General features: G+C 71.0%; 13 protein-coding genes. 6 read left to right on the top strand and 7 right to left on the bottom strand.

The genetic code is table 11. The features are described 5' to 3' along the window. From RT323_RS14095 to RT323_RS14080, 4 genes are all read left to right on the top strand, one after another. Positions 1-766: cytochrome P450 (locus RT323_RS14095; protein ID WP_313409613.1), on the top strand; the 766-nt coding region annotated here is incomplete at its 5' end. Between the two features lie 4 nt (positions 767-770). Next, positions 771-1,232 carry a tRNA (cytidine(34)-2'-O)-methyltransferase gene (locus RT323_RS14090; protein ID WP_313409612.1) on the top strand — a complete coding sequence of 154 codons (462 nt, stop codon included), beginning with the start codon at positions 771-773 and terminating at the stop codon, positions 1,230-1,232. 20 nt (positions 1,233-1,252) lie between these two features. Further along, positions 1,253-2,194 (top strand): 2,3,4,5-tetrahydropyridine-2,6-dicarboxylate N-succinyltransferase, encoded by a 942-nt coding sequence (gene dapD, locus RT323_RS14085; protein WP_313409611.1) that lies wholly within the window; start codon positions 1,253-1,255, stop codon positions 2,192-2,194. Next, a complete protein-coding gene (locus RT323_RS14080; RefSeq protein ID WP_313409610.1) occupies positions 2,194-3,012 on the top strand; it encodes a hypothetical protein in 819 nt (272 codons plus the stop codon). The genes dapD and RT323_RS14080 overlap by 1 nt, the downstream gene beginning before the upstream one ends. 136 nt (positions 3,013-3,148) lie before the next feature. On the opposite strand, the gene RT323_RS14075 is transcribed toward RT323_RS14080, so the two are convergent. The 5 genes from RT323_RS14075 to RT323_RS14055 form a co-directional block, all read right to left on the bottom strand. Next, entirely contained in the window at positions 3,149-3,949 is an 801-nt protein-coding gene (locus RT323_RS14075; protein WP_313409609.1) for an ABC transporter permease, read from the bottom strand. Then, a complete protein-coding gene (locus RT323_RS14070; protein WP_313409608.1) occupies positions 3,946-4,872 on the bottom strand; it encodes an ATP-binding cassette domain-containing protein in 927 nt (308 codons plus the stop codon). Before RT323_RS14070 ends, RT323_RS14075 begins: the two co-directional genes overlap by 4 nt. Before the next feature lie 147 nt (positions 4,873-5,019). After that, positions 5,020-6,252, bottom strand: a complete 1,233-nt coding sequence (locus RT323_RS14065) for an ABC transporter permease subunit (protein WP_313409607.1) — start codon at positions 6,250-6,252, stop codon at positions 5,020-5,022. Next, entirely contained in the window at positions 6,249-7,064 is an 816-nt protein-coding gene (locus RT323_RS14060; protein WP_313409606.1) for an ATP-binding cassette domain-containing protein, read from the bottom strand. The genes RT323_RS14065 and RT323_RS14060 overlap by 4 nt, the downstream gene beginning before the upstream one ends. A 71-nt stretch (positions 7,065-7,135) precedes the next feature. Continuing rightward, a complete protein-coding gene (locus RT323_RS14055) occupies positions 7,136-8,200 on the bottom strand; it encodes a substrate-binding domain-containing protein (protein WP_313409605.1) in 1,065 nt (354 codons plus the stop codon). Between the two features lie 167 nt (positions 8,201-8,367). Between RT323_RS14055 and RT323_RS14050 the strand changes: the two genes are divergently transcribed. After that, positions 8,368-9,516 (top strand): ROK family transcriptional regulator, encoded by a 1,149-nt coding sequence (locus tag RT323_RS14050; RefSeq protein WP_313409604.1) that lies wholly within the window; start codon positions 8,368-8,370, stop codon positions 9,514-9,516. On the opposite strand, the gene dapC is transcribed toward RT323_RS14050, so the two are convergent. Both dapC and fdxA read right to left on the bottom strand, forming a co-directional pair. Then, on the bottom strand, positions 9,517-10,620 hold the full coding sequence (gene dapC / locus RT323_RS14045; protein WP_313409603.1) for a succinyldiaminopimelate transaminase: 1,104 nt from the start codon (positions 10,618-10,620) through the stop codon (positions 9,517-9,519). 5 nt (positions 10,621-10,625) lie between these two features. After that, complete coding sequence (gene fdxA, locus RT323_RS14040) at positions 10,626-10,949, bottom strand: ferredoxin (RefSeq protein WP_313409602.1); 324 nt, start codon at positions 10,947-10,949, stop codon at positions 10,626-10,628. An 87-nt stretch (positions 10,950-11,036) separates the two neighbouring features. Between fdxA and RT323_RS14035 the strand changes: the two genes are divergently transcribed. Next, on the top strand, positions 11,037-11,266 hold a 230-nt coding region (locus tag RT323_RS14035; RefSeq protein ID WP_313409601.1), incomplete at its 3' end, for a hypothetical protein.

Below are 11,266 nucleotides of genomic sequence, written 5' to 3'. Positions count from 1 at the left end.
CATCCCGCTCGAGGACGAGGACATCGCCGCGCGGGTCCGCGACATGCTCGCGATGGTGGACGGGTTCGGGGCCCCGACGGCCCGCAACCTGCGGGCCCGTCGCGCGCGGAGGCGGACGGACGCGTGGGTCACCGGGTTGGTCCAGCGCTCGCGGGACGGCGAGCACCGCGGGACTCCGCTGGACCTCGTGGCCCAGCACCGCGACAGTGCCGGCGACCTGCTGCCGGCCCACACGGCCGCCGTCGAGGTGATCAACCTGATCCGGCCGCTGGTCGCGGTGACCTGGCTCGCCAGTGGGCTCCTGCGTGCCCTCGCGGACAACCCGCACGTGGGCGCCGACCTGGTCGACGGGGCGGTCTCGCCGTTCGCCGTCGCCAACGAGGTCCGCCGCACCCAGCCGTTCGTGCCGTTCCTGGGCACGCGCGCCCGGCAGGACCTCACGTGGGACGGCATCGTGGTCCCCCGCGGCTCGCTGCTGGTCCTGGACGTGTGGGGAACCAACCACGATCCTCGCCTCTGGCGTGACCCCCACGCCTTCGACCCCCGCCGCTTCGAGTTCACCCCGGTCACGCCGTACAACCTCGTCCCGCAGGGCGGCGGGTTTCGCGAGACCGGGCACCGCTGCCCCGGCGAGGACCTGACGATGGCCGTGCTCGTGACGCTCGTCGAGCGCGTCGCCCGGATGTCGTGGCGCCTCGAGGATCCGCCTCCGGACCTGCGCCGGATGCCTCCCGAGCCGCACCAGCGCGTCACGCGCCTAGAGTGAGCGCGTGTTCCGGATCCTGTTCTTCGAGCCCCGCATCGCCGGCAACACCGGCAACGCGATCCGGTTGGCCGCCGCCACCGGCAGCCACCTGCACCTGGTGGATCCGCTGTTCGACTTCGAGGACAGCAAGCTGCGCCGCGCGGGCCTGGACTACCACGACCTCGCGGTGGTGACCGTCCATCAGACCCTCGATGAGGCCTACGAGGCACTGCTGCCGGCCCGCGTCTTCGCCTACACGACCGCGGCGACGACCGGCTACGCCGACGTCGCGTACGAGCCGGGCGACGTGCTGCTGTTCGGCCCCGAGCCCACCGGCCTGCCCGACGACGTCCTCGCCGACTCCCGGATCACCGATCAGCTGAGGCTGCCGATGCTCCCCGCGCGCCGCTCGATGAACCTCGCCAACTGCGCCTCGATCGCGGTGTACGAGGCGTGGCGCCAGCACGGCTTCGCCGGCGGGGTGTGAGGCCTCGATAGCCTTGGGCCATGACCGACTCCCCTCGATCCGCCCACGCCTGGGGCCTGGCCACCGTCACGCCTGAAGGCACCGTCCTGGACGTCTGGTACCCCGAGCCGATGCTCGGCCCCGCGCCCGAGACCACGACCGAGCCCGCCGCGCTCGTCGCGGCCGCCCGCGAGGACGCGGTCCGCGGTGTCGAGACCCGAGTCGTCCACACCGAGATCGCCGACCTGGAAGCCGCCCCGCAGGACGCGTACGACGTCTACCTGCGCCTGCACCTGCTGTCCCACCGTCTCGTGCAGCCCCACGGGCAGAGCCTCGACGGCGTCTTCGGGCTGCTCAGCAACGTCGTGTGGACCACGATCGGCCCCTGCGCCGTCGAGGGCTTCGAGGACGTACGCGCCCGTGCCCGCGCCGCCGGCCTGACCGTGTCGGTCACCAGCGTCGACAAGTTCCCCCGCATGACCGACTACGTCGTGCCGTCCGGCATCCGCATCGGCGACGCCGACCGCGTCCGCCTCGGCGCCCACCTGGCCGAGGGCACGACCGTCATGCACGAGGGCTTCGTGAACTTCAACGCGGGCACGCTGGGCCACGCAATGGTCGAGGGCCGCATCTCGGCAGGCGTCGTGGTCGGCAACGGGTCCGACGTCGGCGGTGGAGCCTCCATCATGGGCACCCTGTCCGGCGGCGGCAAGGAGGTCATCCGCGTCGGCGAGGGCTGCCTCATCGGCGCCAACTCCGGCATCGGCATCTCGCTGGGCGACGACTGCGTCGTCGCGGCCGGCACGTACGTCACCGCCGGCTCCAAGGTGACGATGCCCGATGGCAAGGTCGTCAAGGCCTCCGAGCTGTCCGGCACCGACGGCATCCTCTTCCTCACGAACAGCCAGACGGGCGCGCTCGAGGCCCGCCCCCGCGCCGGACGGACGGGCATCGAGCTCAACGCGGCGCTGCACGCCAACTGATGCGATGGATCGTCGCCACCGTCGCGTCGACGGTGGTGCTCGTCCTGGTCGTCTTCAAGCTCTTCGAGGGCGGCATGACCGGGGCCGGGTACTGCGTCGCCCGCGTCGGCGACACGACCGTCGAGGTCGATGCCGAGCAGGCGAAGTGGGCCTCGCTCATGGCCGCCATGGCGCACGAGCGCGACCTGACACCCCGGGCCACGACGATCGCGATCGCGACGGCCTACCAGGAGTCGAAGATCCGCAACATCGACTACGGTGACCGCGACTCGGTCGGCCTGTTCCAGCAGCGCCCCTCGCAGGGCTGGGGCACCGTCGAGCAGATCATGGACCCCCGCTACTCGACCGGGAGGTTCTACGACGCCCTGGTCGAGATCGACGACTACGAGTCCATGGAGATCACCGACGCCGCGCAGGCCGTGCAGCGCTCCGGCTTCCCCGACGCGTACGCCGACCACGAGGCCGACGCGCGGGCGCTGGCCTCGGCCCTGCGCGGCTACTCCCCCGCGGCGTTCGCCTGCGCGACCGATCCGCAGGCGGGCACCTCGACCGACCTCGAGGCGTACCTCGACGAGTCGTGGGGAGGCGTCCGGGTCGACTCCGACCCGTCGTCCGGCCAGCACTCGATCGCCCTGTCGGGCAAGCAGATCGGGACTCGCGGCTGGGCCCTGGCCCAGTTCCTGGTCGCCAACTCCACCGAGTACTCGATCAGCGAGGTGACGTTCGACGACATGCGCTGGGAGGCCGGCCAGGAGGAGCCGGGCTGGGACCCGACCGAGGACGCCAGCAGTACGCAGGTCCGCTTCAAGCGCGGCTGACCTGGGAGCGGTGACTCAGCGTCCGTCCTGGCACAGGAACGGACGCTGACGCACCGGTCGACGCCGGGGGGTACTGGGGAGCGGTGACTCAGCGTCCGAACCCGCGCGGGAACGGACGCTGAGTCACCGCCCCACCTCAGCCCACGTCGCGGCGCAGCGTGATGAAGCGTCCCAGCAGTGCGAAGAGCAGCACGTAGCCCAGCAGCACGGCGGCACCGGCGCCCCGCGAGAGCAGGTCAGCCGACGTGTCCTGGGCGAAGAAGCTCGCGCCGAGCATGGCGTCGGCCGCCGCGCCGGGCAGGAACCTGGCCACCTCGGACGTCGCGTCCCAGGCGCCCAGCGCCACGCGGGCGATCGGCTCGACGAACTGCGTGAACGCCAGGATCACGATGATCGCGGCGACCTGGTTCGTCAGGACGCTGCCGATGGCGGTACCCAGGACGGCCCAGATCGTCATGACCAAGACCGACATGCCGAGCAGCACCAAGACGCTGTTCGCGGTCAGATAGGCACCGTCACCGCGCCATGCGAGGATCGGCGCCGAGCCGAGCACGGTCGACGCCGTGCCGATCACGCCGTAGACGAGACCGACCACCACTGCGGCGAGCAGCTTCGCGCCCATCAGGATCGAGCGGTTCGGCTGCGCCAGCAGCGATGCGGTGATCGTCTTGTGGCGGAACTCGCCCGTGAACAGCAGGCTGCCCACGATGAGCGGGAAGACGTAGCCGATGGGACTGGTCAGCGAGTAGATCACCCGTGCCAGCTCCTCGCCCTCGGGCATCCCCGAGCCGCCGCCCATGCTCTCGGGATCGACCGTGAACGAGAACGCCATGACGGCGCCGATGAAGACCAGGTAGGCCACCAGCACGAGGGCCAGCAACCACCACAGTCGCGTCGTGAAGAGCTTGCGTACCTCAGCCTTGATCGCGGCGCTCATGCGGCCACACCTCCTCGGGACGCCGGGGCGTCGGGACTGGAGGTCAGCCGCAGGAACACGTCCTCGAGGCCGACTCCCACGTCCGCCAGCTGGTGCACCTCGATGCCGGCGCCGAACGCGGCAGCGCCCACCGTGGCGGCCGGGACGTTGAGGATGTCCACGCCGCCCGCGACGGCCTCCGTCTGCCAGCCCTGATCGGCGACGAGTCGCTCGATGAGGTCGGCCTGCGGGCCGGTGAGACGCACGCGCGACTCGACCAGCGCGTGGAGGTCCTGCAGCGCCGACGCGTGCACGAGGCGCCCCTGGGCGATGATCACGACGTCGTCGACGGTGTGCTGGACCTCGTTGAGGACGTGGCTGGAGACCAGCACGGTGCGTCCCTCGTCGGCGAAGGCGCGCAGCAGGTGGCGCAGCCAGACGATGCCCTGCGGGTCGAGGCCGTTGGCGGGCTCGTCGAGCAGGATCACGTCCGGGTCGCCGAGCAGCGCGTGGGCCAGGCCCAGTCGCTGGCGCATGCCCATCGAGTAGCCGCCGACGCGGCGCTTGGCGGCGTCGGACATGCCGACCAGCTCGAGCAGCTCGTGGCACCGCGCGTCCGTGGCACCGACCTGGGGCGCGTAGACGCGCAGGTGGTCCAGGCCGGTACGACCCGGGTGGAAGCTGGACGCCTCGAGGGCGGCTCCGACCGTGGCGGCGGGGGTGGGGATCTCCTCGTAACGGCGGCCACCGATCAACGCGGTTCCCGCTGTCGGGCGGACGAGGCCCAGCAGCATCCGCAGCGTGGTGGTCTTGCCGGCGCCGTTGGGGCCCAGGAAGCCGGTGACGGCACCCGGCCGCACCGTGAAGCTCAGGTCATCCACTGCCTTGACGGAGCCGAACTGCTTCGAGAGGTGATCGACGACGATGTCGGTCTCAGTTCGCATGCGACGACCCTATCGGCCGCGCCGCCTTGGTCCGCGAGCGGCGCAAGACGAGACTCGTCAGGGCGCAGAAAGGCCCGCCACTCAGGGAGTGACGGGCCGATCCGTGCCGCTGACCGTCCCGGGGTGACGACCAGCAGCGTGGGCGACTCAGCCGCTGCCGCTGCTCTTGCGCGCCTGGCGCGACAGGGAGTCGATCGTGACGGCCAGCAGCAGGACCGCGCCGGTGACCATGTAGCGCACGTAGGCGTCGACGCCGACGAGGTTCAGTCCGCTCGTGATCGACTGCAGCACGAGCATCCCGAACAGCGCCGAGTAGACCGAGCCGCGACCGCCGAACAGGCTGGTCCCGCCGATCACCGCGGCCGCGATCGCCATCAGGTTGGTGTCCGTGCCGCCACTGGTCTGGCTGACGGCCTGGAGCCGGCCGGCGGCCAGCACACCGCCCAGGGCCGCGAACATCGACGTCAGCGCGAACACCGAGAGGTAGACACGGTCGACGCCGATGCCGGCCCGCCTCGAGGCCTCCTCGTTGCCACCGACGGCGAACACGTGGCGACCCCACGTCGTGCGGCGCAGCAGGAAGTCCATGCCTACGATCACGCCGACCCACAGCAGCGGCATCGCGCCGATGCCACGGTCGATGTTGAGGTACCAGGCCACGCCGGCGACCGCGGCGGTGATCAACACCGCGCGCACGACGACGGACTGCAGACCGGGGGTCGACAGGTTCGCCGCGGCACGACGCCGCACCGTGCGCATCCGCCCCAGCAGGTAGGCCAGTCCCACCGCGACGGCGAGCACGTACGACGCCCACGGAGGCAGGAAGGTGAAGTTGGCGAAGTCGATCAGCGCCGAGTTCCCCGGCAGGTTCACGGTGCCGTTGGACCCCAGCACGTTGAGCTGCGCCCCCAGGAAGGCCAGCAGCCCGGCCAGCGTGATCACGAAGCTGGGCACGCCGAATCGCGTGTAGAGCAGCCCGTAGAACACGCCGATCGCCAGGCCCGTGCACAGCGCCGCCAGGATCGAGCCCAGCAGTGGCCAGTCGTGGTAGACCAGCGTGACCGCGAGCACCGCCCCGGACAGGCCCGACACCGAACCGACCGACAGGTCGATCTCGCCGAGCAGCAGGATCAGGACGATGCCGACCGAGATCATGCCGATCGTGGCGGAGTCCAGGCTCAGCTCGACCAGGTTCCGCGAGGACAGGAACCGCGGGTTGAGCGCGTAGAAGACGATCCAGATGACGCCCAGGCCGACGACGACCGGGATCATGCCCAGGTCGCCCGAGCGCAGGCGGCGGTTGAGGTTGGTCAGCATCGCCCTCGGCGACGTGTCGACGACCAGGCGCTCGTCGGCGCGGTCCGCGAAGCGCTCGCTCATGAGTTCTCCTCCGGCAGGTGCTCCTGCGGGTTGGGCGCGACGTCGGCACCCCCGTGGCGCGCCCGGCGGGCGGCCACGACGTTGTCCGACGCGCCGGTGATGGCCGCCACCAGCTGCTCCGTGGTGACGTCGTCGATGTGGAACTCCGCGGCGTTGCGGCCCAGGCGCATGACGTAGATGCGGTCTGCGACCGCCTGGACGTCGGCCATGTTGTGCGAGATCACCACGACGCCCAGCCCCGACTCGCGCAGCCGCTCGATGAGGTTGAGCACCTCGGCGGTCTGGGCGACGCCCAAGGCGGCCGTCGGCTCGTCGAGCATCACGATCTTGGGCGAGCCCACGAGGCTGCGGGCGATGGCCACGGTCTGGCGCTGGCCGCCCGAGAGGCCCGCGATCGGGATGCGCACGGAGGGGATCTTCGCCGAGAGCTGGCGCAGCAGCTCCCAGCTGCGCGACTCCATCGCCTCCTCGTCGAGGGCGCCGAGCGAGGTCGACTCCTGGCCGAGGAACAGGTTGGCGACGACGTCGAGGTTGTCGGCGAGCGCCAGGTCCTGGAAGACCGTCGCGATGCCCAGGGCCTGGGCCGACTTCGGTCCGTGGATCTGGACCCGGCGGCCCTCGACCTCGATCTCGCCGGAGTCGGAGCCGTACACGCCGGCGATGATCTTGACGAGGGTGGACTTGCCGGCGCCGTTGTCGCCGACGAGGGCGACGACCTCGCCGGGACGGACCTCGAAGTCGACGTCGGTCAGCGCCTGGACGGCGCCGAAGCGCTTGTTGATGCCGCGCAAGGAGAGCACGGGTGCAGTCATGGGGGTTCCTGTCGGACGGGACGGGACGAGACACGATGGGGCCGGCGGCGGCCGGCCCCATCGCGGGTCTGTCAGGACAGGCCGGCCTTCTCGCAGGCGGCGGCGTACTCGTCGGTGCAGATCTGCTCGACGGTGTAGAACTCGTCCTTCACGACGGTGTCGCCGACGTTGTCCTGCTTCACCGAGATCGGATCGAGGATGAAGGACGGGACGCCCTGGAAGTCGGTCGTGCCACTGATGTCCTCGCCGTTGACCAGGTCGACCGCCAGCTCGGCGGCCTGCTCGGCCTCGGCCTTGATCGGCTTGTAGACGGTCATGAACTGCTGGCCGGCGACGATCCGCTGGATCGCGGCGAGCTCGGCGTCCTGGCCGGTGATCGGCGGGACGCTCTTCACGCCGGCGGCCTTGAAGGCGGCGAAGACGCCACCGGCCTGGCCGTCGTTGGCGGCGTAGACGCCGGCGAGGTCACCCGGGTCGACCTTGTTGAACTGCGAGCTGGTGAACTTCTGCGCGTTGTCGGGGCTCCAGTCCGGGTTGTCGTACTCGGCCACGATCGTCAGGCCGCTCTCGTCGAGCACGGAGTGCGCGCCCTTCTTGAACTGCGCCGCGTTCGGGTCGGTCGGCGAGCCGTTGAGCATCAGGACGTCGCCCTTGTCGCCGGTGGCCTCGACGAGCGCCTCGCCCTGCATCTGGCCGACCCGCTCGTTGTCGAACGAGATGTAGTAGTCGGCGCCCTCGATGAAGCGGTCGTACGCGACGACCGGCACCTCGGAGCCCTGCGCGGACTTCACGATCGTGGTCGCGGCCTTGCCGTCGACCGGGTCCAGCACGAGGACGGACGCGCCGTTCGTGATGGCCGACTGGGCCTGCTGCTGCTGCTTCGACGCGTCCTGGTCGGCGTTCAGGTAATCGACCTTGCAGTCGTCACACAACTCCTTGACCTTCGCCTCGAAGAGCGGCTTGTCGAAGCTCTCGTAGCGAGTGGTCTTGGTCTCGGGGAGCAGCAGGGCGATGGTCTTGCCGTCGGCCGAGTCCGAGTCGCCACCGCCATCGTCGTTGGCGCCGCAGGCGGCCACGCCGCCGAGACCGATCGTCAGGGTCGCCGTCCACACGGCGGCACGAGAGATGCTGTTCACAGTTCCTCCAGGAAGATGTCGACCCCACGTCGGCGTGGAGTGCCACCAGTGAACTACGTCACAGGTTTGGCGTCAAGACTTGAACACTATCGGCACTTCCGCGCCGACCGACACTATCTTGCATTCGACTCTTGACGACAACGGTGGGCTCCGTCACAGTTGACGCCATGTCCACCAGTCCCGGTTCGACCGCTGCGCTCCGCGCCTCCAACCAGGGACGGGTCGTTCAGGCGGTACGCGAGGCCGGTGGACTCAGCCAGGCCCAGATCGCGCGGCGCACGCAACTGGCGCCGGCAACCGTCTCGGGCATCATCCGCGAGCTGGTCGACGCGGGCTTCCTGCACTCGGAGGCCGGGTCGGGACGCCGCGGCGCGACCGTCACGGTCTCCCCCGGCGCCGGGATCGTCGCGGGGGTCGACTTCGGCCATTCCCACCTGCAGGTCGCGATCGCCGACCTCGCGGGCCACATCCGCGACACCCGGCTCGTCCCCGTCGCCTCGGACGTCCCCAGTGACAAGGCCCTGCGCCTGGCCCGCGACCTGATCGACGAGCTGATCGTCGCGGGCGGGCTCACCCACGCGGACCTGCACGCCGTGGGCATGGCCGTCCCCGCGCCCATTGGCCGCGACGGCGTCATCGACTCCGGATCGATCCTGCCGGGCTGGGTCGGCGTGGAGGCACGGGCCGCCGCCGAGGCCGCGTTCGACTGCGTGACCGTCGTGGACAACGACGCCAACCTCAGCGCCCTGGCCGAGTGGAGGCTCGGCGCGGGCCGCGGTCACGAGGACCTCGTCTACATCAAGATCGCCTCAGGTGTGGGCTGCGGCCTCGTGCTCGGTGGGCGGGTCCACCACGGCGGTCTGGGCACCGCCGGCGAGCTGGGCCACCTGACGATCGACGAGTCCGGGCCGCTGTGCCGCTGCGGCAGCCGGGGCTGCCTCGAGGCCTACGTGGGCGGCGCGGCACTCATCGCGCAGTACGCCCCGACCGGCGGACAGCTCGACGTCCCGGGGTTCGTCGAGACCGCCCTGCACGGCGACCAGGGCGCGCGCCGCCTCATCGAGGACGCGGGACGCCATCTGGGCGAGGCCGTGGCGGCCGTCGCGAACCTGCTCGGGCCCGAGGTCGTGGTGATCGGCGGCGACCTGGCCGCGGCCGGAGACCTGCTGCTCGACGAGGTCCGCGCGTCGATGCGCCGGCACGCCCTCACGCCGGTGGCACGCGAGGTGCAGGTGACCGGCTCCGCGCTCGAGACCCGCGCGTCCTGCGTGGGCAGCGTGCTGATGGCCCTCGAGGCCGTCGAGCTGCCCGGCTGATCAGGCCAGGCGCTCGGCCGCTGCCGCGATCCGCTCGTCGGTGGCCGTGAAGGCGACCCGCACGTGGTGGGTGCCGGTCGCCCCGTAGAAGTCGCCCGGCGCGGCGAGGATGCCCCGATCGGCCAGCCACTCGATGGTCTCGCGGCACTGCTCGCCACGCGTGGCCCACAGGTACAGCGAGCCCTCGGAGTGGTCGATCCGGAAGCCCGCGCCCTCGAGCGCGGTGCGCAGGACCTCGCGCCGGCGGGCGTACCGCTCACGCTGCTCGTCGACGTGCGCGTCGTCGGCCAGCGCCGCCTGCATCGCGGCCGCGACCGGCGTGGGCAGCATGAAGCCCAGGTGCTTGCGCACGGCCAGCAGCTCGGCCACGACGGCGCTGTCGCCCACGACGAAGGCGTCGCGGTAGCCCGCCATGTTCGAGCGCTTGGACAGCGAGTGCAGTGCGAGGATCCCGTCGAGGGACCCGCCGTTGACCTCGGGGTCGAGCACGGAGGCGGGCTCGCCCTCCCACACGAACTCGAGATAGCACTCGTCGCTGACGAGCAGCGCGCCCGTCTCGCGGCAGAAGTCGACCCACGCCTTCAGGTGCTCGCGCCCCACGACGCGCCCGTGCGGGTTCGCCGGGAAGTTGATGAAGACCAGCTTCGGCCGCTGGGGCCCGAACGCGACGCGCGAATCGGTGGCGATCGCGGTGGCGCCGGCGTACGCGGCGCTGACGGCGTAGGTCGGGTAGGCCGTCTCGGGGATCCCGACGACGTCGCCCGGACCGAGGCCCAGCTGCACGCACAGGTTGGCGATCAGCTCCTTGCTGCCGATCGTGGCCAGCACGTTGTCGGTACCGACGCCGGTGATGGCGAAGCGCCGCTCGAGCCAGTCGACGACCGCGCGACGCAGCGACTCGGGCCCCAGCACCGTGGGGTAACCCGGCGAGTCGGCCGCGGCGACGAGCGCCTCACGGGCGACCTCGGGCGTCGGATCGACGGGCGTGCCGATCGACAGGTCGACCAGGCCCCCCGGGTGCTCGGCGGCACGCGCCTTGGCAGCGGCGATCGTGTCCCACGGGAAGTCGGGGAACAGCTCGGAGACCCGGCGGGCCGGCGCCACCGGGATCACTCCTGGTTCTGCGGAGGGAGCGCCTCGATCAGCGGGTGGTCCGCGTCGATCACGCCCATCTTCGCGGCGCCACCGGGCGAGCCGAGCTTGTCGAAGAAGTGCACGTTCGCGTCGTAGTAGTCCTTCCACTCGTCCGGGGTGTCGTCCTCGTAGAAGATGGCCTCCACCGGGCAGACCGGCTCGCAGGCACCGCAGTCGACACACTCGTCGGGGTGGATGTAGAGCATGCGGTTGCCCTCATAGATGCAGTCGACCGGACACTCGTCCACACAGGCACGGTCCTTGATGTCGACACACGGTTGGGCGATCACATACGTCACGAGTTTGCTCCTTCGGGGGTCTGCTCCAGTATCGCCCCTGAACCATGGCGTCTGCTGGTGGGGTTCGTCTCATGAGATCGTGTCGGCGTGGATCTGGTCGGCAAGCGCGTCTCCGTTCGCCATCACGGGCCCGACGGCGTCCGTGACGTCGTGGGCCGCGTGCTGGTGGCCGATGGCGACGGGATCCGGATCGAACGGCGCGACGGCCGGCAGGCGTTCGTTCCCGCCGGGACCGTGCTGGCGATGCGCGTGGTCCCCGACCGGCCGATGCGCCGGCGACGCGCGGCCGCCGTCTCGGCCGAGGACCTGACCCGCGT

Source organism: Aeromicrobium sp. (assembly GCF_032084975.1).
Lineage (GTDB): Bacteria > Actinomycetota > Actinomycetes > Propionibacteriales > Nocardioidaceae > Aeromicrobium.
The sequence above is the reverse complement of the archived record's forward strand: the minus strand, read 5'-3'. Positions and strand labels throughout refer to the sequence as shown.

What these genes read in the sequence shown, in the direction of transcription:
- dapD (WP_313409611.1), top strand. Translation starts at nt 1,253, where the DNA reads ATGACCGACTCCCCTCGATCCGCCCACGCCTGGGGCCTGGCCACCGTC.
- RT323_RS14080 (WP_313409610.1), top strand. Translation starts at nt 2,194, where the DNA reads ATGCGATGGATCGTCGCCACCGTCGCGTCGACGGTGGTGCTCGTCCTG.
- RT323_RS14075 (WP_313409609.1), bottom strand. Translation starts at nt 3,949, where the DNA reads ATGAGCGCCGCGATCAAGGCTGAGGTACGCAAGCTCTTCACGACGCGA.
- RT323_RS14070 (WP_313409608.1), bottom strand. Translation starts at nt 4,872, where the DNA reads ATGCGAACTGAGACCGACATCGTCGTCGATCACCTCTCGAAGCAGTTC.
- RT323_RS14065 (WP_313409607.1), bottom strand. Translation starts at nt 6,252, where the DNA reads ATGAGCGAGCGCTTCGCGGACCGCGCCGACGAGCGCCTGGTCGTCGAC.
- RT323_RS14060 (WP_313409606.1), bottom strand. Translation starts at nt 7,064, where the DNA reads ATGACTGCACCCGTGCTCTCCTTGCGCGGCATCAACAAGCGCTTCGGC.
- RT323_RS14050 (WP_313409604.1), top strand. Translation starts at nt 8,368, where the DNA reads ATGTCCACCAGTCCCGGTTCGACCGCTGCGCTCCGCGCCTCCAACCAG.